Origin of the sequence: Actinomadura napierensis, assembly GCF_039529375.1 — a bacterium.
Lineage (GTDB): Bacteria > Actinomycetota > Actinomycetes > Streptosporangiales > Streptosporangiaceae > Spirillospora > Spirillospora napierensis.
The window spans coordinates 22,815-43,589 of the sequence record NZ_BAAAMR010000065.1 but is presented as its reverse complement, the minus strand read 5'-3'; the positions used below and the strand labels follow the sequence as shown (position 1 = coordinate 43,589).

The 20,775-nt window shown below is 73.3% G+C and carries 19 protein-coding genes, 3 tRNA genes and 1 riboswitch; of the genes, 12 read left to right on the top strand and 10 right to left on the bottom strand.

All coding sequences use genetic code 11. From position 1 onward, the window contains the following. Window positions 1-15: 15 nt before the first annotated feature. Window positions 16-1,086 carry a hypothetical protein gene (locus ABD296_RS30890; protein ID WP_344275058.1) on the bottom strand — a complete coding sequence of 357 codons (1,071 nt, stop codon included), beginning with the start codon at window positions 1,084-1,086 and terminating at the stop codon, window positions 16-18. A gap of 1 nt (window position 1,087) precedes the next feature. Next, a complete protein-coding gene (locus ABD296_RS30885) occupies window positions 1,088-2,224 on the bottom strand; it encodes a TolB-like translocation protein (RefSeq protein WP_344275055.1) in 1,137 nt (378 codons plus the stop codon). A 78-nt stretch (window positions 2,225-2,302) separates the two neighbouring features. After that, window positions 2,303-2,420: riboswitch (cobalamin riboswitch) on the top strand. Window positions 2,421-2,502: 82 nt separating this feature from the next. On the opposite strand from ABD296_RS30885, the gene cobN reads away from it, so the two are divergent. Next, a complete protein-coding gene (gene cobN / locus ABD296_RS30880; RefSeq protein ID WP_407061528.1) occupies window positions 2,503-6,054 on the top strand; it encodes a cobaltochelatase subunit CobN in 3,552 nt (1,183 codons plus the stop codon). Between the two features lie 220 nt (window positions 6,055-6,274). On the opposite strand, the gene ABD296_RS30875 is transcribed toward cobN, so the two are convergent. The 5 genes from ABD296_RS30875 to ABD296_RS30855 form a co-directional block, all read right to left on the bottom strand. Beyond that, the gene (locus tag ABD296_RS30875) at window positions 6,275-6,907 is read right to left on the bottom strand and encodes an SRPBCC family protein (RefSeq protein WP_344275053.1); all 633 of its coding nucleotides are present in this window, start codon (window positions 6,905-6,907) and stop codon (window positions 6,275-6,277) included. Then, entirely contained in the window at window positions 6,904-7,245 is a 342-nt protein-coding gene (locus ABD296_RS30870) for an ArsR/SmtB family transcription factor (RefSeq protein ID WP_344275050.1), read from the bottom strand. The genes ABD296_RS30875 and ABD296_RS30870 overlap by 4 nt, the downstream gene beginning before the upstream one ends. A gap of 61 nt (window positions 7,246-7,306) precedes the next feature. After that, entirely contained in the window at window positions 7,307-7,900 is a 594-nt protein-coding gene (locus tag ABD296_RS30865; RefSeq protein ID WP_344275047.1) for a CE1759 family FMN reductase, read from the bottom strand. Then, window positions 7,897-8,991: an LLM class flavin-dependent oxidoreductase gene (locus ABD296_RS30860; RefSeq protein ID WP_344275044.1), complete on the bottom strand. Its 1,095-nt coding sequence runs from the start codon at window positions 8,989-8,991 to the stop codon at window positions 7,897-7,899. Before ABD296_RS30860 ends, ABD296_RS30865 begins: the two co-directional genes overlap by 4 nt. Before the next feature lie 60 nt (window positions 8,992-9,051). Continuing rightward, window positions 9,052-10,008 (bottom strand): MerR family transcriptional regulator, encoded by a 957-nt coding sequence (locus ABD296_RS30855; RefSeq protein WP_344275041.1) that lies wholly within the window; start codon window positions 10,006-10,008, stop codon window positions 9,052-9,054. Between the two features lie 64 nt (window positions 10,009-10,072). Here ABD296_RS30855 and ABD296_RS30850 point away from each other — a divergent pair, with 64 nt between their 5' ends. The 4 genes from ABD296_RS30850 (at window position 10,073) to ABD296_RS30835 (ending at window position 13,950) form a co-directional block, all read left to right on the top strand. Continuing rightward, a complete protein-coding gene (locus ABD296_RS30850) occupies window positions 10,073-10,843 on the top strand; it encodes a maleylpyruvate isomerase family mycothiol-dependent enzyme (protein WP_344275038.1) in 771 nt (256 codons plus the stop codon). Window positions 10,844-10,880: 37 nt separating this feature from the next. Next, window positions 10,881-11,594, top strand: coding sequence for a hypothetical protein (locus tag ABD296_RS30845; protein WP_344275035.1), 714 nt, complete (start codon window positions 10,881-10,883; stop codon window positions 11,592-11,594). Window positions 11,595-11,690: 96 nt separating this feature from the next. Next, window positions 11,691-12,911: a M20 metallopeptidase family protein gene (locus tag ABD296_RS30840; protein ID WP_344275033.1), complete on the top strand. Its 1,221-nt coding sequence runs from the start codon at window positions 11,691-11,693 to the stop codon at window positions 12,909-12,911. 118 nt (window positions 12,912-13,029) lie between these two features. After that, entirely contained in the window at window positions 13,030-13,950 is a 921-nt protein-coding gene (locus tag ABD296_RS30835) for a hypothetical protein (RefSeq protein WP_344275030.1), read from the top strand. A gap of 21 nt (window positions 13,951-13,971) precedes the next feature. Here ABD296_RS30835 and ABD296_RS30830 read toward each other — a convergent pair whose 3' ends face one another. Then, window positions 13,972-14,538: a YceI family protein gene (locus tag ABD296_RS30830; RefSeq protein ID WP_344275027.1), complete on the bottom strand. Its 567-nt coding sequence runs from the start codon at window positions 14,536-14,538 to the stop codon at window positions 13,972-13,974. Window positions 14,539-14,639: 101 nt separating this feature from the next. Between ABD296_RS30830 and ABD296_RS30825 the strand changes: the two genes are divergently transcribed. The 5 genes from ABD296_RS30825 (at window position 14,640) to ABD296_RS30805 (ending at window position 16,882) form a co-directional block, all read left to right on the top strand. Next, window positions 14,640-15,443 carry a universal stress protein gene (locus tag ABD296_RS30825; RefSeq protein ID WP_344275024.1) on the top strand — a complete coding sequence of 268 codons (804 nt, stop codon included), beginning with the start codon at window positions 14,640-14,642 and terminating at the stop codon, window positions 15,441-15,443. Window positions 15,444-15,614: 171 nt separating this feature from the next. After that, the gene (locus ABD296_RS30820) at window positions 15,615-16,586 is read left to right on the top strand and encodes a CHAP domain-containing protein (RefSeq protein WP_344275021.1); all 972 of its coding nucleotides are present in this window, start codon (window positions 15,615-15,617) and stop codon (window positions 16,584-16,586) included. A gap of 40 nt (window positions 16,587-16,626) precedes the next feature. Continuing rightward, a tRNA-Gly gene (locus tag ABD296_RS30815) sits at window positions 16,627-16,699 on the top strand. A 26-nt stretch (window positions 16,700-16,725) separates the two neighbouring features. Continuing rightward, a tRNA-Cys gene (locus ABD296_RS30810) sits at window positions 16,726-16,796 on the top strand. Window positions 16,797-16,810: 14 nt separating this feature from the next. Then, window positions 16,811-16,882 (top strand) — tRNA-Val (locus ABD296_RS30805). 293 nt (window positions 16,883-17,175) lie between these two features. On the opposite strand, the gene ABD296_RS30800 is transcribed toward ABD296_RS30805, so the two are convergent. Beyond that, on the bottom strand, window positions 17,176-17,841 hold the full coding sequence (locus ABD296_RS30800; protein ID WP_344275018.1) for a phosphonatase-like hydrolase: 666 nt from the start codon (window positions 17,839-17,841) through the stop codon (window positions 17,176-17,178). Continuing rightward, entirely contained in the window at window positions 17,838-18,599 is a 762-nt protein-coding gene (locus tag ABD296_RS30795; RefSeq protein WP_344275015.1) for a GntR family transcriptional regulator, read from the bottom strand. The genes ABD296_RS30800 and ABD296_RS30795 overlap by 4 nt, the downstream gene beginning before the upstream one ends. 133 nt (window positions 18,600-18,732) lie before the next feature. On the opposite strand from ABD296_RS30795, the gene ABD296_RS30790 reads away from it, so the two are divergent. Both ABD296_RS30790 and ABD296_RS30785 read left to right on the top strand, forming a co-directional pair. Beyond that, a complete protein-coding gene (locus tag ABD296_RS30790) occupies window positions 18,733-19,848 on the top strand; it encodes a TIGR03364 family FAD-dependent oxidoreductase (protein WP_344275012.1) in 1,116 nt (371 codons plus the stop codon). A gap of 18 nt (window positions 19,849-19,866) precedes the next feature. After that, window positions 19,867-20,775 (top strand): phosphate/phosphite/phosphonate ABC transporter substrate-binding protein, encoded by a 909-nt coding sequence (locus ABD296_RS30785; RefSeq protein WP_344275009.1) that lies wholly within the window; start codon window positions 19,867-19,869, stop codon window positions 20,773-20,775.

Here is a 20,775-nt window from a genome sequence, read left to right as displayed (position 1 = left end):
GGGCGGGACGGCGGCTCAGTAGGCCATCGCCGAATCGCAGTGCCCGAACCCGGCGAAGGTCGTCTGGAACGCCCCGTCGATGGCCCTGCCGAACGCGTCGAGGCCGTTCAAACAGGCATAACGCGGTTCCCCGCTCGAGACAAAGCCGATCGCGAGCACCACCCCCGGCTCCTGCGGGATCGTGCGGGTGACGTGCATCGGCTCCCCTCCGGTGAAGGAGAACAGCACGGTGGCGCGCGGCCGGCGCATGATGCCGTAGCCGGAGCGGCCGTCCGGGCTCATGGTGGCGGAGGTGACCGTCCCCTGGCCGTCCGGCGCACGGAACAGGACCCGTCCCTCGCGCAGGCCGGAGCCGCCGGCGCGGGTGTCGACGGCGCGGACGGTCACGCTCCGAAGGACGGCCTCCCGCGCGGACCCTGGGACGACGTCGCCGGTGGCATAACCGAGCGTCCGCCCGTCATGGGCCCAGACGATCTCGCCGATGACCGAGGGCCCGGACGCGCTCCAGGTGCGGCGGTCCCCCGTCTCGGTGTCGAGCACGGTCAGCACGGCACTCGACGGGCTCGCGGGCGCCAACACGTGCGGCGGGTTCGGCGGGTTCGGCGTGCAGGGCGCGGTCGTGTAGGCGAGCCGGTCGCCTCGGCGGTTCATCGCAAGGCCCGCGACCAGCGCGGGGGTGGTACCGCCGCGCAGCGGCGCGAGCCCCGTCACGTGGCCGTCACCGGTCAGCCGGAACTGGAAGAGGCGCGTCTCGCACGGGTCCCTTCGCGAGGCGGCGACCACGAACGTCCCGTCCGGCCCGGCGAGGATCTCCTGCACCGCACCGGCGGACGCCGGAGGCTCCACCGCGTCGACCACCTGCTCGCGCGCGCCGGTCCGGGGCATCGTTCGCACCTCGAGCCATTGCCCCTGGCGTCCTGCGGTGAGCAGGAAACGCGGCGTCCGGTCGCGGAAATGTCCTGCTGCCTCCGGGACTTCCCCGCCCACCGCCAAGCCGACACCGGCGATGGCCGCGATGACCAGGACCGCGAGAGCGACCGGCGCCGACCAGCGCCGGATCCGCCACGACTTGGGTTCGTCCCGCATCTCAGTAGCCCCACGCGATCGAGCACGACACGGGGAACGGGGCCGGCGCCTCGAAGCCTCCGGACATGGTCCGGTCGAAGGCGTCGACGCCGTTCAGGCAGGCGTACCGCGGCCCTTCGCCGGTGCTGACCATGACGCCGACGCCCCTGCCGTCCCGGTGCGGGATGGTGCTGCCGATCTCGATCCGGCCTTCCTCGAAGGAGAACAGGACGGTGGCCGGAGGCTGCGCTCGCTCGCCGGTGCCATGGCCGGACCTGCCGTCCGCACTCATGATGGCCGTGCCGACCTTTCCGACTTCGGCGGTCTGGCGGAACAGGACGCGTCCGGCGCGCAGGTCGGTTCCGCTCGCGGCGGTGTCGAGCGCGTGGACGGTGACCGGTCCGAGGTTCCCGCCCGCGATGTCCGCAAGGGTGTAGCCGAGGGTGCGGCCGTCGGCGGCCCACACGATCTCGCCGAGGGCGGCCGTCCCCGTGGCGGTCCACGTGCGCCGCCGTCCGGTGGTGGTGTCGAGGACCGACAGGGCCGGCGGCGCCGGCCGAAGCCGCGGGACCGCGCCTCCGCCGGACGCCTCGCCGTCGTTTCCGGCGCACGGCGCGGACGCGAAGGCGATGCGGTTCCCGTCCGGGCTGACCGCCGGTCCGCCGGCGATGCCGGGCAGCGCACCGCCGGAGACCGGGCGGATCCCGATCACGTGCCCGTCGCCGGCGAGGCGGAACCGGTACAGGCGCGTCTCACACCTTTTCGCCTGCACGGCCGCGACGAAGAACGTGTTGTGCGGCGCCTCGACGATCGCCTGGGCGGGTCCCGCGCCCGACGGCGCCCGGACCGTGTCGGCCGGCTTCGGCTGCCCGTGGTTCCGCAGCCCCAGCACCGTGAACCACGGCTGCTTCGCGCTCCTCCCCACCTGCAGGGAGAACCGGGGCTGCCGGTATTCGTGCCGTGGCTTCCCGCCCGCCGAGGGGTGGCCGTCCGGGACGTCGCCGGGATCGTCCGCGAACAGCCTGGCTCCGGAGACGACCGCGACGGTCGCCGCGACGGCCGCGGCCACCGACAGCGCGACCGGGACGCTCGGCCGGCGCGGGCGCCGTGCGGGGGCGGGGGCGTCCTCGTCCGGCCGGGGGTTCGGTTCGTCGGGCATCTGACGATCATCGCGGCCGGGGGCGCCCGGCGCGCGGGGTTCGCACCGATCGGGTTAGGGTGTGGGCGGCGGCAAGGGAGGAAGCCGGTGCGAATCCGGCGCGGTCCCGCCACTGTCACCGGGGAGCAGACCCCACCGAAGGCCACCGCGCGAGCGGGAAGGCCGGGGCGAGCGCCGATCCGGGAGCCAGGAGACTCCGTGCCGCCGCCGTGCGAGCCGTCGTACGGCGCTGCGACCTGCGATTCGGGGCGAGGACCCCGGGTGAGGACCCGATCCGCGTGATCCTGCTGCTGTCCACTTCGGACACCGACCTGCTCAGTGCGCGTGCGAGCGGCGCCGGTTTCCGGCTCGCCAATCCGGCCCGCACGTCCGTGGACGACCTGCCCGCGCTGGTGGACGGCGCCGACCTGGTGGTCGTGCGGCTGCTGGGCGGACGGCGCGCGTGGGAGGACGGGCTGGACGCGCTGCTCGCCGGCCCGCGTCCGGTGGTGGTGCTCAGCGGCGAGCAGGCCCCGGACGCCGAGCTGATGGAGCTGTCGACCGTCCCGGCCGGGGTGAGCGCGGAGGCGCACGCGTACCTGGCGCACGGCGGGCCCGGCAACCTCGCCGAGCTGTTCAACTTCCTGTCCGACACGGTGCTGCTCACCGGGTTCGGGTTCGCTCCCCCGGCGCCCACGCCGACCTGGGGCGTGCTGGAGCGCGAGACCAAGGCGGGTGACGGCCCGGTCGTCGGCGTCCTGTACTACCGCGCGCATCACCTCGCCGGGAACACCGCGTTCGTCGAGGCGCTGTGCGAGGCGATCGAGGCGAAGGGCGGGCAGGCGCTCCCGGTGTTCTGCGCGTCGCTGCGCACCGCCGAGAACGAGCTGCTGGAGACCCTCGGACGGGCGGACGCGCTGGTCGTCACCGTGCTGGCGGCGGGCGGCACGAAGCCGGCGTTCGCCGGCGCGGGCGGCGATGACGAGGCGTGGGACGTCGGCGCGCTCGCCGAACTGGACGTCCCGATCCTGCAGGGCCTGTGCCTGACGAGCGAGCGCGCCGCGTGGGAGGCCAACGACGACGGCCTGTCGCCCCTGGACACCGCGACGCAGGTCGCCGTCCCCGAGTTCGACGGCCGGATCATCACGGTGCCGTTCTCGTTCAAGGAGACCGACGAGGACGGCCTCAGCGTCTACGTCGCCGACGCGGAGCGCTCCGCGCGGGTCGCCGGGATCGCCGTCCGGCACGGGCGGCTGCGGCACGTCCCGGCGGAGGACAAGCGGGTCGCGCTGATGCTGTCGGCGTACCCGACCAAGCACGCGCGGATCGGCAACGCGGTCGGGCTCGACACCCCGGCCAGCGTCGTGAAGCTGCTCGCCGAGATGCGCGACCACGGCTACGACATCGGCGACGCGCTGCCCGCCGAGGGCGACGCGCTCATGCACGCGCTCATCGCGGCGGGCGGCCAGGACCCCGACTGGCTGACCGAGGCGCAGCTCACCGGCAACCCCGTCCGCATCCCGGCCGCGCGGTACAAGGCCTGGTACGCGACGCTTCCGCAGGACCTGCGCGAAGGCATCGAACGCCACTGGGGCCCGCCGCCCGGTGAGCTGTTCGTGGACGACTCGCGCGACCCGGACGGCGAGATCGTCCTCGCGGCGCTGCGGTCGGGGAACGTCGTCGTGATGGTGCAGCCGCCGCGCGGGTTCGGTGAGAACCCCGTCGCGATCTACCACGACCCCGACCTTCCGCCGAGCCACCACTACCTGGCGGCGTACCGGTGGATCGCGGACGAGTTCGGCGCGCACGCCGTCGTCCACGTCGGCAAGCACGGGAACCTGGAGTGGCTGCCCGGCAAGTCCGCGGGGATGTCGGCGTCCTGCGGTCCTGACGCGGCGATCGGCGACCTGCCGCTCGTCTACCCGTTCCTGGTGAACGACCCCGGCGAGGGCACGCAGGCCAAGCGCCGCGCGCACGCCACACTCGTCGACCACCTGATCCCGCCGATGGCGCGGGCGGAGAGCTACGGCGACATCGCGCGGCTGGAGCAACTGCTCGACGAGCACGCGAACATCGCGGCGCTCGACCCGGCGAAGCTGCCCGCGATCCGCGCGCAGATCTGGACGCTGATCCAGGCCGCCCGCCTCGACCACGACCTCGGCCTGGACGACCGCCCGCACGACGCCGAGTTCGACGACTTCCTGCTGCACGTGGACGGCTGGCTGTGCGAGGTGAAGGACGTCCAGATCCGCGACGGCCTGCACGTCCTCGGCGCGGCCCCGGCCGGGGAGACGCGCGTCGACCTGGTGCTGGCGATGCTGCGGGCGCGGCAGATGTGGGGCGGTTCGGTGACGCTGCCCGGCCTGCGCGAGGCGCTCGGCCTGAAGGAGGACGGCGCGGCCCGGGCCGAGGTCGACGCGGTCGAGGAGCGGGCGCGGGCGCTGGTCACCGCGATGGAGGAGCACGGCTGGGACCCGGACGCCGCGTCCGAGGTGGCCGACGGGCAGGTCGCCGAGATCCTGCGGTTCGCCGCGACGGAGGTCGTCCCGCGGCTGGAGAGGACCACCGACGAGATCGGGATGGTGCTGCACGCCCTCGACGGCGGCTACGTGCCCGCCGGGCCGAGCGGCTCTCCGCTGCGCGGCCTGATCAACGTGCTGCCGACCGGCCGGAACTTCTACTCCGTCGACCCGAAGGCCGTCCCGTCCCGGCTCGCCTACGACACGGGCCGCGCGATGGCCGACTCGCTGCTGGACCGGTACCGCGAGGACACCGGTGAATGGCCGCGCTCGGTCGGGCTGTCGGTGTGGGGCACCAGCGCGATGCGCACGTCCGGCGACGACATCGCCGAGGTGCTGGCGCTGCTCGGCGTCCGCCCGGTGTGGGACGAGGCGTCCCGCCGCGTCACCGGCCTGGAACCGGTGCCGCTGGACGAGCTGGGCCGTCCGCGCATCGACGTCACAATCCGGATCAGCGGGTTCTTCCGCGACGCGTTCCCGCACGCCGTCGCGATGCTGGACGATGCCGTCCAGATCGCGGCGAACCAGGACGAGCCCGACGAGATGAACTACGTCCGCGCGCACGTCCGGGCCGATCTGGCCGAGGGCGGCGACGAGCGGCGGGCGACGCTGCGGGTGTTCGGGTCGCGGCCCGGCGCGTACGGGGCCGGCATTCTGCCGCTGATCGACAGCCGGAACTGGCGCGACGACTCCGACCTCGCCGAGGTGTACGCGGTGTGGGGCGGCTTCGCCTACGGGCGGGGGCTCGACGGCGTCCCGGCGCGCGGCGACATGGAGAACGCCTACCGGCGGATCAGCGTCGCGGCGAAGAACACCGACACTCGCGAGCACGACATCGCCGACTCCGACGACTACTTCCAGTACCACGGCGGCATGATCGCGACGGTGCGGGCGCTGACCGGGAAGGCACCCAGGGCCTACATCGGCGACAGCACCCGTCCGGACGCCGTCCGCACCCGCACCCTCGACGAGGAGACGTCCCGCGTCTTCCGCGCCCGCGTCGTCAACCCGCGCTGGCTCGCCGCCATGCGGAGGCACGGCTACAAGGGCGCGTTCGAGCTGGCGGCGACGGTCGACTACCTGTTCGGCTACGACGCGACCGCCGGGGTCGTCGCCGACTGGATGTACGAGAAGCTCGCGCAGACGTACGCGCTGGACGCCGAGAACCAGGCGTTCTTCAACGAGTCGAACCCGTGGGCGCTGCACGGCATCACCGAACGCCTCCTCGAAGCCGCCGACCGGGGCATGTGGGAGCACCCGGAACAGGACACCCTGGAGGCGTTGAAACGCCTCTACCTCGACGTCGAAGGCGACCTGGAGGACTCCGGCTGAGCCGTCGCGGCGTCCGCCTCCCCGAGGAGGCGCGCGGCGAGGGCGCGCAGTTCCCCGATCCTCGGCGAAGGCCCGCCATCCGCTGTTGACGTGATGCCGGCGGTCGGAGTCCGCGATGGCGCGCAGCAGGTCGGGGACGTCCTCGGCCGAGCCGTAGGCGTGCCTCAGGGCGGACCAGTCGATGCGGTCCAGGCCCTGGAGAAGCGTCACAAAACGGGGATCATTCCACGGATCCGGTGTACGCGGCGATCGTGCGGTCGGCGCGGGCGCGGGCGTCGGCCTGCGGGGTGCCGGACGCGGCGTCCGCCGCGTACCAGCCTTCCGCGCAGCCGGTCATGAAGTCGCGGGCCTCGTCGGACGCCTGCCACTCGGGTCCGAGGTCCGCCGGGATGTCCTCGCCGGACGACAGGTGCAGGGAGAGGCCGAGCAGGCCCATGTCCCAGCCGACGCCGACGGCGCCCGGCCCGAACTGCTCCCAGTGGTCGTCGACGTGGGTGATGTGCTCCAGTTCGAAGCGGGTGCGCCCGTCCGCCTCGGGGGTCAGCCGCACCTCGATCCAGCTGGTCTGGCCGGCGAACTCCCAGGTGGCGAAGAAGCTCTTCGGCGGGTCGCAGCGTTCGACGGTGCCGCCGGCGTTGCCTTCGAGCTGGTAGCGGCCTCCGACGCGCAGGTCGCCCGAGACGGGCAGGAACCAGCGCGGGATCCGCTCAGGGTTCGTGACGGCGTCCCACACGTCCTCGACGGGGGCGCCGTAGGTCTGGCTGATGACGACCGCGCGGGCGGTGCCCGCCTCCATCTCGCGCTCGCCGACCCGGCGCCGCACGTCGTTGATCTGCCCGGTCACTTCGATCATGGTTCCTCCTCGGTCCGGCGTGCGCGCCGTCCCCTGGCGATCTCGGTGGCCAGGGCGTCCAGATGCGGCGTCCAGTAGCGGCGGAAGCGGTCGAGCCAGGCGTCGATCTCCTGGAGCGGCGCGGACCCGACGCTGTAGAGGCGCCGCGTCCCGTCCGGTCGGACGACCGCGAAGCCCGCCTCGCGCAGCACCTTGAGGTGCTGCGACACGGCGGGCTGCGAGATGCCGAACTCCTCCCGGACGACCGACGACACCTCGCCCGAGGACCGCTCGCCGTCGGCGAGCAGCTCCAGGATGCGGCGCCGGACCGGGTCGCCCAGCACATCGAAGGCGTGCACGGGACCCAACATACAGGCGCGGCTTATATAAGCCAAGCCTTAAAAAAGGAGGTCCGATGGGTCAGCGACCGGCGAGGAGGTCCTCGAACGGGACGGGCTCCTCGTACGGGTCGGCCTTCTCGGCGGCTGGGCGCCCGTCGATCGCGGCGGCGAGTTCGGCGCCGGCGCGGGCGATGCGGTCGGGCAGGGCGGTGTCGGCGCTCCCCCAGTCCTCGGACGCGGCGAACACTGCGGTCGGCATGGCGTTCGCGCGCAGATAGGCGAACAGCGGGCGCATCGCGAAGTCGATGGCGAGGGAGTGCCGGGCGGTGCCGCCGGTCGCGCCGAGCAGCACCGGCCGGCCCTCGAGGTCCCCGCGCTCGATCACGTCGAAGAACGTCTTGAACAGGCCGCTGTAGGAGGTGTTGAACACCGGCGTCACCGCGATCAGCCCGTCCGCCCCGGTCACGGCCTGGACGGCGGCGCGGAAATCGCCGGACGGGAAGCCGGTGAGAGTCGCGTCGACCATCGCGTGCGCGTGGTCGCGCAGCTCGACCGTCTCGATCTCCGGGTCCGTTCCCAGCGCCTGCGCGGCGGCCTCGGCGAGGCGGTCGGCGAGCAGCCGGGTGGACGACGGGCGCCCGAGCCCGGCCGAGACCACGGCGAGCGTCGTCATCGCGTCACCTCCGCGTTCTCCTTGGCCGCGACCAGCGAGGCGTGCGTCGGCGCGGTCGCCGGGACGTGCGCGGGCCGCAGCGCCTCGAACTCCTTGCGCAGCACAGGCACGACCTCCTCGCCCAGCATGTCGATCTGCTCCAGGACGGTCTTGAGCGGCAGCCCCGCGTGGTCCATCAGGAACAGCTGCCGCTGGTAGTCGCCGAAGTGGTCGCGGAACGTCAGGGTCCTGTCGATCACCTGCTGCGGGCTGCCGACCGTCAGCGGCGTCTCGCGGGTGAACTCCTCCAGCGACGGGCCGTGCCCGTAGACGGGGGCGTTGTCGAAGTAGGGCCGGAATTCGCGGACGGCGTCCTGGGAGTTCTTCCGCATGAACACCTGCCCGCCGAGGCCGACGATCGCCTGGTCGGCGGACCCGTGCCCGTAGTGCTCGTAGCGGCGCCGGTACAGGCCGATCAGCCGCTGGAAGTGGTCCGTGGGCCAGAAGATGTGGTTCGCGAAGAACCCGTCGCCGTAGTAGGCGGCCTGCTCGGCGATCTCCGGGCTGCGGATCGAGCCGTGCCACACGAACGGCGGCACGCCGTCCAGCGGGCGCGGCGTCGAGGTGAACGACTGCAGGGGCGTGCGGTGCTTGCCCTCCCAGTCGACGACGTCCTCGCGCCAGAGCCGGTGGAGCAGGTGGTAGTTCTCGATGGCGAGCGGGATGCCGTCGCGGATGTCCTTGCCGAACCAGGGGTAGACGGGCCCGGTGTTGCCGCGCCCCATCATCAGGTCGACCCGGCCGCCGGCGAGATGCTGCAGCATCGCGAAGTCCTCGGCGATCTTCACCGGGTCGTTCGTGGTGATCAGCGTGGTCGCGGTGGAGAGGATCAGCCGCTCGGTGCGCGCCGCGACATAGCCGAGCATCGTCGTCGGCGAGGACGGCACGAAGGGCGGGTTGTGGTGCTCGCCGGTGGCGAAGACGTCGAGCCCGGCCTCCTCGGCCTTCAGCGCGATCGCCACCATCGCCTTGATCCGCTCGGCCTCCGACGGGGTCCGGCCGGTGGTCGGGTCGGCGGTGACGTCGCCGACCGTGAAGATCCCGAACTGCATGCCGGCCTCCGAAATAGTAGAACTTTCAAGTATTCTACCGGAACCCCGCCGGCCGCCCCGCTATTCCGGCCCGCGCCGGACCCTCGCCCCGGCCGGGGGAACGCTGCGCTCCAGCGCCTCGATCAACCAGAAGTGGAGCGTGCCGAGGGACACGGGATCGCCGGTGACCAGGCGGAACAGGTCCCAGTACCGGACGACGCGCGGATCGAGCTCCACCTGCGCGTCGCGCAGGATCTCGCGCCGGAACTCTGGGGTGTCCCGCGCGCTCCGCCCGGCGGCGTGCGCGGCCACGAACCGGTCCAGGGCCTTGCCGGGGCCCGGCGCCTCCCCCGCCAGGACCAGCGGCGAAGCCAGCTCCATCGCCTCGCCCATCCCGGCCAGCAGCGACTCCTCGTCGCCCACCACCCGCACGTTCGCCCTGCTCTGCTCCCGCAGCCTGCGGTTCAGCGACCGGTCGCCCGCCAGCACCACCATCTCCGCGTAGGCGACCACCTGCGCCGGGGTCGGGTCGACCGGCGGAGGCGGCACGACCATCTCCAGGAACTCCTCGACCTGCTCGTCCGGAAGCGGCGCCATGATCCGGCGCAGCCAGAACTCCACCAGCGCACCCCGCGCCGCGCGGCCGTCCTCCGCCGCCGCCAGCAGGTCCAGCCGCGCGGACCGCTCGTCCGGCGCCGCCGCCTCGACCGCGCCCAGCGCGGCGCGCCGCCAGGCCAGCGACGCCATCTCCGCCTCCAGCGCGGCGCGCGCCGCGGCCACCGCCTCGCCGAGCGACCGTTCCCCCGCCAGCACGGCCGCGATGGCGGGCAGCCCCAGGCCGAGCCCGCGCAGCCGCCGGACGAGCCGGAGCCGGTCGGCCGCCGCCGCGTCGAACCGGCGGTGCCCTCCGGCGCTGCGGGCGGGCTCTAGGATCCCCTCGTCGCAGTAGAACCGGATCGTCCGGACGGGGACGCCCGTCAGGGCCGCCAGATCGCCGATGCCAAGGGATCCCGGCCCTGTGGCGCCGGTCACACTCACTTGAACCTCCACCGGGCTGGAGTTCCTACGTTACGGGCACGACGTCCACGAGGAGGAAACGAACATGAACGACCATGTGCTCGGAGCCGAGCGGCTCGCTCGGGCGCTGCGCGAGCACGCCGGCGGGATCGCCGGCGCCGTCGCCGGGGCGGACCCGGACGCGCGGGTCCCGACCTGCCCGGAGTGGACGCTGCGCGATCTCGTCGGGCACGTCGGCCAGGCGCACCGGTGGGCCGCCGGGTTCCTCCGCGCCGGCGAGACCGACCTGGTCACGCAGGTGCCCCGGACGGCGCCCGGCCCGGCGGCGGACTGGCCCGGCTGGCTGCGCGACGGCGCGGACGATCTCGTCCGGGCCTTCGAGGCGGACCCGGGCCGCACCGTCGCGCACCCGGTCATGGGGCCGCGCCCGGCCGCGATGTGGCTGCGCCGGATGCTGCACGACACCGTCGTCCACCACGCCGACGCCGCCTTGACCACGGGCGTCCCGTACGGGGTCGCGCCCGACGTCGCCGCGGACGGGATCAGCGAGTGGCTCGTGCTGGTGTCCGAGCCCGCCGCCGCGACGTTCCGACCCGAGCTGGCCGAGCTGCGCGGGCGGGGCGAGACCCTGGCCCTGCGCCCGTCCGAGCCGTCCGTGCCCGGATGGGTGATCAGCCGGCTGCCGGACGGGATCGGCTGGGAGCGCGCATCGCGGGACGGCGACCTGACCGTCGCCGGACCCGTCCGCGATCTGATGCTGGTGTTCGCCCGGCGGCTGGCACCGGGCGACGCCGAGGTGGAGGTGACCGGCGACCGGTCGCTTCTGGACCACTGGCTCGCCCGTACCGCCTTCTGACGAGCCGCGGCCTTCTGACGAGCGGCATGATGGACCGGTGGCGGACGACGGACCGGCGGCGTGGAGCGCCGATCCCCGCGCGGACGGGCTCGGCGCGTTCGCGGGGGTCGAGGACGACCGGGCGGGGTCGCATCCGGGCGTCCGCCATATCCGGGCACTGGGGACGATGTACCGGTTCGACATCCACTATCCGAGCGATGTCGACACGTATCCGGACCGGCAGCGCCAGGAGGTCCGGGGAATGCGGACGGCGGACGGCCGGGAACGCCGCGTCGCCGAGGGCGAGACGTGGCGTTTCGCCTGGTCGTGGTACCTGACGCGGGCGCTGGGGGCGACGACGGGCTTCACGCACGTCCAGCAGTTCTTCGCCTCCGTCCCCGGCGGCGGGCCGGGCGGCGCGCCGGTGCTGGTGATGTCGCTGCGCCGGCGCGGCGGGCGTGACCTGCTGGAGCTGAACGCGATCAGGTCGGGCGTCGTCGTGGACGCCACCGACCTGGCGCCGCTGAGCAGCCGCTGGATCGACGTCGAGGTCGAGGCCCGCTTCGCCGCCGCGCCGGCCGGGCGCGTCCACTGGACGGTCGAAGCCGGCGGCCGGACGGTCGCCGGCGCCGGGCGGGACGGGCTCGACCTCCGGCCCGGCACGGCCGGGATCTCCCCCAAGTGGGGCATCTACCGGTCGCTGAAGGACGCGCCGCGGCTGCGCGACGCGCACCTCCTCCTCAAGGATCTTCGTGCCCGCAGGGAGGGGTGAACCGGGCGGCGCCGACGATACGGTGCAGGTGCGGCGCCGGAACGGGCCGCCCGGAAAGCCGCCCGCGGCCCACCGGAGATCCCTGAGGAGGAACCGTTGAGCCAGCCCTCGCCCGATCCCGGCTCCCTGCGCGACGACGCCGCCGCCCTCCAGGACGACCTCGTCCGGCTCCGCGGCGCCCTGCACCGCGAGCCCGAGCTCGGCCTGGACCTGCCGCGCACCCAGGAGAAGGTGCTCGCGGCGCTCGACGGCCTGCCGCTGGAGGTCACCACGGGCGAGCGGCTGACCTCGGTGACGGCGGTGCTGCGGGGCGCCCGCCCGGGCCCGACGGTGCTGCTGCGCGGCGACATGGACGCGCTCCCGGTGAGCGAGCGCGGCGACGCCGGGGTGATCTCGCAGGTGGACGGGGTCATGCACGCGTGCGGGCACGACCTGCACACCACCATGCTGGCGGGCGCGGCGCGGCTGCTCGCGGACCGCCGCGGCGACCTGGCCGGCAACGTGGTCTTCATGTTCCAGCCGGGCGAGGAGGGCCTCGGCGGCGCGAAGATCATGATCGAGGAGGGCGTGCTGGAGGCGTCCGGCGAGCGTCCCGTCGCCGCGTACGCCCTGCACGTGTTCTCCGCGGCGCTGCCGCAGGGCATGTTCGTGAGCCGGACCGGGCCGGTCATGGCGGCCGCGGACCGGCTGCGGGTCACCGTCCGGGGCGCCGGCGGGCACGGGTCCATGCCGCACCTGGCGAAGGACCCGCTGCCGGCCGCCTGCGAGATGGTCACCGCGCTGCAGACGATGGTGACCCGCGTGTTCGACCCGTTCGACCCGGTCGTGCTGACGATCGGATCGTTCCACTCCGGGACGATGGACAACGTCATCCCGGACGAGGCGAGCTTCTCCGGCACCGTCCGGTCGTTCTCCCCCGCGGCGCACGAGAAGCTGAAGGAGCGGGTGGTCGAGCTGGTGCAGGGCCTGGCCAAGGCGCACCGCCTGGACGTCGACGTCAGCTACCTCCAGGACTTCCCGGTGATGATCAACAACGCCGCCGAGGCCGCGTTCATGGCGGACACCGTCCGGGAGGTCTACGGCGAGGAGCGCTACGTCGACTCGCCGCGGCCGTTCCCCACCTCCGAGGACTTCGCGTTCGTGTGCAACGAGGTCCCGTCGGCCTTCGTCGTGATGGGCGCGTGCCCGGCCGGCACCGACCCGGGCGAGGCGGCGGTCAACCACTCGCCCGAGGCCCGCTACGACGACGCCGTGCTCGCCGACGGCGCGGCCCTCTACGCGGAGCTGGCCGTCCGGCGGCTGGCGCGGGAAGGGTGAGGCGCGACCGGGTGCGGAGCAGGCGAAACATTCCCGCCCGCCCGGTCGTCAGACTGGGGGGCGGGACGGACCGGACCGGCGGAACGGGCGGTCTCCCGCGGCGAATCGGAGGACGCCGGTGTTCATCGGGCTGCTGACGGCGGTGGGCGCGTCGGCGTGTTACGGGACGGGATCGGTCCTGCAGGCGCTCGGCGCCCGGCGGTCCGCCGCCCGCGAGACCACGGCGGGCGAAGGATCGACCGAGTACGGCGGACCGAGCCTGTCCTCCACCGCCAAGGCCGTCGTGACGTGGGAGTTCATCGTCGGGACGGTGCTGGACACGGCCGGGTTCGCGCTCGGCGCGCTGTCGGCCAAGCTGGTGCCGCTGTTCCTGTCGCAGACGGTGATCAGCGCCAACCTGGTGATCACGGCGGTGCTCGGCATCTGGGTGCTGGGCATCCGGCTGGTCCGGCCGGAGTGGATCTCGATCGCCGTGGTGTGCGCCGCGCTGGTCCTGCTGGCCGGCACCGCCGGGCACGAGGGCGCCGGGCGCGTCGCGATCGGCTGGCACTGGGGGCTGCTCGCGGTGTCGGTGCTGCTCGTCGCCGCCGCGCTGCCGATCGTCCGGCTGATGGGGCCGCGCGCCGCGATCCCCGCGGGCCTGCTGTCGGGGCTGTGCTTCGGCGCGGTCGGCGTCGGCGTCCGGGTCCTCAACGGGACCGACCCGTTCGCCTGGCGGGACCTGCTCGGCGACCCCGCGCTGTACGCGATCGCGATCGCCGGCCTCGGCGGGATGTACTTCCACACGCTCGCGCTGCAGATCGGGTCCATCAACGGCGCCACGGCGGCGCTGGTGGCGGGCGAGACGGTGGTTCCGGGCATCATCGGCGTGCTGTGGCTCGGGGACGCGGCACGGGACGGCATGGCGGTCCCCGCGGGCATCGGGTTCGTGCTGGCGGTCGCCGGAGCGGTCGCGGTCGCCTGGTACGGCAACCCGCACGTTCCGGAGGTGCGGGCGCCGGAACCGGCCGGCACGGGCGGGCCCGGCCCGCTCACCTGACCGGCCCCCGGGCCGGACCGGTCAGCCCTCGTGGACGGCCTGGATCTCCAGCGCGATGGCGATCGTGTCGCCGAGCATGACCTTGTCGCCCTGCAGCGGCACGTTGAACTCGATGCCGAAGTCGCGGCGGCTGATCGAGGCGGTCGCGGTGAACCCGGCGCGGGTGCCGCCCCAGGGGTCGGACGCGATGCCGTGGAACTCCGTCAGCAGCCGGACGGGCCGGGTGACGCCCCTGACCGTCAGCTCGCCGTCCAGGTGGTAGCGGGGCTGCCGGGCCCGGCGGCCGATCGCGGCGCGCTCCACGCCGGTCCCGCGGAACGTCATGACCGGGTGGCGCCGGACGTCCAGGAAGTCGGCCGAGCGGACGTGCTCGTCGCGCTCGGCGCTGCGGGTGTCGATGGAGGCCATCCTGATCTCGGCCCGGGCGCTGGAGCGCATCGGGTCCTCCCCGATGGTCACCTCACCGCCGAAGTCGGGGAAGGAACCGCGGACCGTGGTCATCAGGTGCCGGACCGTGAAGGTGATCTCGGAGTGGACCGGGTCGATCGTCCAGCGGCCCGGTGCGAGGCCCCCCGCCTCGTCCCCCATGAAAATCCCCCCAAATAGTGCACTGAGCTTTAAACACGAAAAGTTACCGCAAATCAGACCATGATCGTTGTGAGGGCGCCGTCCGGGGGAATGCTGGACACATGATCGGCGAACACGTGCTGGCCGGATACGTCAACGACGCCGGCGGCCGGGAGGCCCTGGAGCTGGGGCGCGCCATCGTCGCCCTCACCGGCGGCGAGCTGAGCGTGGCCACCGTCCACCCGCCGGGCCGCGCGGGCGCCGCGGCCGAGGCCCACACGCTGCTGGAGCAGGCCGCCGACCTGCTGGGCGAGCAGCCCGCCGAGCTGATGGCCCAGGAGAGCCGCAGCGTCGGCCGCGGCCTCACCTCGCTCGCCGGCCGGATCGGCGCCGACCTGATCGTCGTCGGCTCCCCCGAGGGCGGCGCGCGGGGCCGCATCGGCGTCGGCGCCGCCGCCGACCACCTGCTGCACTCGGCCACCGAGGCCGTCATGCTCGCCCCCGCCGGCTACGTCCCGCCCGAGGAGCTCGGCCGGATCACCGTCATGTACGTCCGGCGCCCCCAGTGCGACGAGGCGGTGGTCCGCGCCGCCCAGGCCGCCGACCGGCTCGACGTCCCGCTCCGCCTGGTCACCCTCGCCATCGGGGACGTCGACGCCGAGCGGCTCCGCGACGACCTGGCGCTGGCCATCCGGCTCGCCGTCGAGTCCGCCGAACTCCTCCCCGAGGACGTCAGCGCCGACCTGGCCGAGGGCGACGACGTCGCCGACGCCCTGGACGACCTCGACTGGCCCGAGGGCGAGCTGCTGGTCTGCGCGTCCAGCGAGGACGCCGCCGCCCACCGGGTCTTCCTCGGCGAGGTCTCCGTCAAGGTGCTGCGGGCCGCGCCCTGCCCGGTGACCGTCCTGCCGAGGGGCTACTTCTGACGGGCTACCTCCGGGTAGCCCGATTTGACCGCTTTCCCGGAACGGCTTGCCGCTCGCGGTTTACCTCGACTACATTCCAGCGAGACCGGAACGTGACCTTGGAACGAGGCACCGACCGGATCCCCCGGTCGGGCGTCCCCTGCCCGAGTCGGCGAGTCGGCAGGGAGCGAGATGGACCCGATCGGCAAGAAGCTGCTCGACGTTGCCCAGAAGCAGCTCGGATACACCGAGCACGGCAGCGGCTACACCAAGTTCGGCGACTGGTACGCCCAGCACATCGACGGCGACCACGACTCCTACTTCAAGACGGCCCCCTGGTGCGACATGTTCCTCGCCTGGGCCGCCGACAAGGCGGGCGTCGCCGAGCAGGCCGGGCAGTTCGCCTCCACGATCGACCACGCCAAGTGGTTCAAGGACCACGACGCCTGGGGGCACTCCCCCGAACCCGGCGCCCTCGTCTTCTACGACTGGTCCGGCTCCGGCGACATCGACCAGATCGACCACGTCGGCATCGTCGAGAAGGTCGACGGCCACACCCTCCACACCATCGAGGGCAACGCCGACGGCTACAAGCTCATGCGCAAGACCCGCGGCATGGACGACGTCGTCGGCTTCGGCTACCCCGGCAAGATCCACGTCACCGAGGCCAAGTACACCCCCAAGCACGCCGCCCCCGCCACCACCGTCGACAAGGTCGGCGACCGCGGCACCGCGACGCACACCCACGAGGAGCAGCACAGCTCCCCCGAGCAGCAGCTCCCCACCCAGGACGTCGTCCTCGGCGGCATCCTCGCCTTCGTGCTGTGCGGCACCGTCGCCCTCGCCGCCGGACGCGTCGCCGCCGCGAAGGCACCCACCGCGCCGCCCATCCGCGTCCGCAAGCGCGGCAAGCACCACCGCCCCTCCACCCCCGTCGCCCTCCCGGCCGGCGTCACCACCGCCGACCTCGACGCCGCCGACGCCGGCACCACCGTCATGCCCGCCCTCTCCCTCGCCGCCGCCCACGAGGCCGAGGACCGCGAATTCTGGGGCCGCATCGCCCACCTGGAGGAGGACAAGGAGCTCGCCTTCTGGAACTCGGTGCACGCCGAGGCCACCGGCTCCGAGCCCATCGAGTACGCAACCGCTCCCGGATTCCGCTAGAGTTGTCCATGCGCGCCGGGGGAAACCCCGGAGCCGACAAGCGGACGTGGCTCAGTTGGTAGAGCATCACCTTGCCAAGGTGAGGGTCGCGGGTTCGAATCCCGTCGTCCGCTCTGAGAGGCCCGTAAGGCCTCGCTCTGGTGGAGTGGCCGAGAGGCGAGGCAACGGCCTGCAAAGCCGTGTACACGGGTTCAAATCCCGTCTCCACCTCGCAGTACACGCAAGGGCGATTAGCTCAGTGGGAGAGCGCTACCTTGACACGGTAGAGGTCACTGGTTCAATCCCAGTATCGCCCACGATGGAGTGGGGAGTGGTGTGCCCGCGGAGAGCGCGGGCCGGCACTCCCTCTTCCTGTTGACCCGGGGGACGACCCCCGGACCCCCGCTGTGGGGGGCTCCGCCCCCCACACCCCCCACGTGGTTGCGGTCTCCTCTTCCGTTGCGGTCCCCACGTGGTTGCTGTCCTTTGGGGCTTCGCCCCTCGCCCCCTCGGTGGTTGCGGTCAGCGAGCAGCCCCCGGTCTCCGCCACCTCCGCTTTTTGGGGCTTCGCCCCTTGCCCCCTTTCGGTGCGGGCTGCCCTTTGTGCGGGTCAGAGGAGGGTGGGGAGGTCTGCGGCGGACTTCAGGAGGTGGGTGTGGGGGTGGCGGCCCAGGTCGGTGGGGGTGCTTGCGCCGGTGGTGACGGCGACGGCGTAGGCGGCGCCGGCGTTGTGGGCGGCGGCCAGGTCGTTGGGGGTGTCGCCGGCGGCGAGGACGCGGTGCACGCTCGTCACGCCGGCCAGCTCCATCGCGCGGAAGATCAGGTAGGGGGCCGGGCGGCTCGCGGGGACCTCGTCGCTGGTGACGAGGCCGTCGACGGTGCCGGGGACGGTCCAGTGCATCGCGTCCAGGATGGACTCGGCGATGTCGCGGGAGTAGCCGGTCTGCAGGACGACCTTGACGCCGGCGGCGCGCAGTTCGCCGATGGCCTCGGTGACGCCGGGGATCGGTCGCGGGGGGACGTCCGCGTAGGCCTTGGTGAGGCGGCGGGTGAAGTCGGTGTAGACGGTGTCGGTGTCGGCGGCGGTGCCGGTCAGTTCGGTCAGCAGGCCGGCGGTGGCCTCGCGCTTGCTGGTGCCGGTCCAGCGGTGCAGGACGTCCGCGGGGACCGGGCGGCCGATGTGGGCCGCCACGGCCTGGTCGAGCGCCGCGTACACCGCGCCGCCCTCCTCGACGGTGGTGCCGGCCATGTCGAGGGCGGCGAGTTCGAACGTCATAGGGCCTCTCCTGTTTCGGGCACGGTGCGCACGAGCGCCAGGTGGTGCGCCCGCTCGTTGGCGATGGTGAAGGTGGCGCGGTCGGGGCGGTAGCGGTCGTCGCCGTACTCGACGGGACGGCCGTCGGTGGTCCTCGCGGTGCGGCGTTCGCGCAGGAGCGGGGCGCCCTTGGCGACGCCGAGCAGGCGGGCGTCGTCGGTGGGGGCGGCGATCGCGTCGATGGTGTGGGTGGCCGCGACGATCTCCACGCCGCGGGCCAGCAGGCCCGCGTAGATGGAGCCCGCGTCCGGGTCGAAGTCGAACAGCAGCAGGCCGATGTCCAGGACGAACGTGCTGCGCTCCAGCATGACCGGCTCGTCGTCGAGCAGCCGGAGCCGCAGCACGTCGATGACCGGCTCGCCCGGCTCCAGGCCGAGGGCACCAGCGGCGACCGGGTCGGCGCCGCGGCGGGCCAGCTCGATGGTGTGCTGGCCGGGACGGTGCCCGGAGAGCTCCACCCACGCGGAGAAGGACAGGAATGTCTCGAACGGCTGGCCCATCGGGCGGCGCCGGACGACGGGGCGGCGGCCCTGGCCGCCCTCGATCAGGCCCTCGTTGCGCAGGGTGGACAGCGCCTGCCGGACGGTGCCGCGGGAGGTCCCGAACTCCTCGACGAGCCGGGCCTCCGAGGGCAGCGGCTCCCCCACGGCGAGCGCGCCGGAGGCGATCCGCTCCCGGAGCGCGTCGGCGAGCTTGGCGTGCAGTGATCCCGACGGCATGGGCTGACCATACAAGGGCCGGTGGCAGCGCTGTCAACGTCCTGTTTTTGCAGGTGAACAGGCGGTTAACTTGTTTGTACAAGTCCTCTCGGGTGGTTGACGGGTGGCCCGCCGGGCCCCGACTCTCGGGGCCATGTCCCCCCTTCCCTCCACTCCTGTGGACCTGCTCGTGGTCGGCGCCGGCGTCGTCGGGCTCGCGCACGCCGTCGAGGCGCACCTGCGCGGGCTGACGGTCGCGGTGGTCGACCGCGACGCGTTCGCGGCGGGCGCCTCGATCCGCAACTTCGGCCATATCTGCGTGACCGCCCAGGACGGCGATGCGCTCCGGTACGCGCTGGCCGCGCGCGAACGCTGGCTCTGGCTGGCCGCCAAGGCGGGCTTCGACGTCGTTGAGGCCGGCACGGTGGTGGTCGCGCGGCGGCCCGAGGAGATGGCCGTGCTGGAGGAGTTCGCCGCAGCGCGGGGCGTCGAGCAGGTGCGGATGCTGGATGCGGACGCTGTCGCGCGGCAAGCGCGGGTGGCCGGGGCGTTGGGCGGCGCGCACTTGCCGCTGGATCTGCGGCTGGACTCGCCGACGGTGGTCCCCGCCGTGGCCGGCTGGCTGGCCGGGCAGGGGGTTCCGATCGCGTGGCGCACCAGCGTGCTGTCGGTGAAGCCGGGCCTGGTCCGTACTTCGCGGGGTGACGTCCGGGCCGCCCGGACGGTACTCGCCGTCGGCCACGATCTCGACCGGCTGCTGCCGGACGTCGCCGACGCCGCCGGGATGACCCGCTGCCTGCTGCGGATGCTGGAGGTCGCGCCGCCCGGCGGCGTCCGGGTCGCGCCGGGCGTGCTGACCGGGCTGTCGCTGCTGCGCTACGGCGGGTTCGCGGCGCAGCCGTCGGCCGCCGCGCTGCGCGAGGCGGTCGCCGCGGAGGCGCCCGAGCTGCTGGACGCCGGGGTGAACCTGATGTTCACCCAGCGTCCCGGCGGCGCGATCGTGCTCGGCGACACCCACCACTACTCCCCCACCCATGCGCCGTTCGACGACGAGGAGACGGCGGGGCTGCTGCTGCGCGAGGGCGCGCGGCTGCTCGGCGCCCCGTCGCTGCGGGTGCTGCGGCGCTGGCGGGGCCAGTACGCCTCGGCGCCCGCCGGGGTGCTCGACGTGGAGGTGGCCCACGGCGTCCGCGCCGTCTCGGTCACCTCCGGCATCGGCATGACCATCGCCCACGGACTGGCCCCCGCCGTCCTGGATTCGCTGTTCTGACCTATGAAAGGCCTTTCCATGCGCCGTTTTCGGCTTTCTGTCGTGCTGGCCGCGCTCGTCCCCGCGGCCGCCCTCGTGCTGGCGGGCTGCGGTGACGGCTCGTCCGGCGCCGCCAAGGGGTCCTGTCCCGGGGGCGAGATCCGTTTCGGCGTCGAGCCGTTCGAGGACGCCGCCAAGCTCACGCCCGCCTACGAGACGCTGGGCAAGGCCCTGGAGGCCAAGCTGGACTGCCCGGTCAAGGTCCAGATCGTCCAGGGGTACTCGGCCGAGGTGCTGGCGCTGCAGAACCACAAGCTCGACGTTGCGCAGTTCGGCCCGCTCGGGTTCGTGTTCGCTTCGCAGCGCACCGGTGCCGAGCCGGTGGCGTCCTTCGGCAACCCGGACCGCTCGGTGTCGACCTACAAGGCCGGCATCTGGGTGAAGAAGGACAGCCCGATCGGGACCATCGCCGACCTCAAGGGCCGCACGCTCGCGCTGTCGGACGCGGGCTCGACGTCGGGTGACGCGCTGCCCCGGTACGCCCTCAGGAAGGCCGGGCTGTCGGAGTCCGACGTCAAGCTGCAGTACGCGGGCGGCCACCCGCAGTCGCTGCTCGCGCTGACCTACGGGAAGGTCGACGCCGCGGAGATCAACACCCAGCAGCAGGCGACCTCGACGGAGGAGCACCAGTTCGACGCCGCGAAGTACAAGCAGATCTGGGCGTCCGACCCGATCCCCAACGACCCGATCACCGTGGCCAAGGACCTCGACCCGGCGTTCAAGAAGAAGCTGGTCTCCGCGCTGACGTCGGTGTCGCCGCAGGACGTGGCGAAGGCGGGCGCGTTCCTCGACGTCGAGCCGGGCCCGCTCGTCCCGGTGACGAAGCAGACCTACCAGCCGCTGTTCGACCTGGCCAGGACGCTCGGCCTCACCGAGAAGAACCTGTAG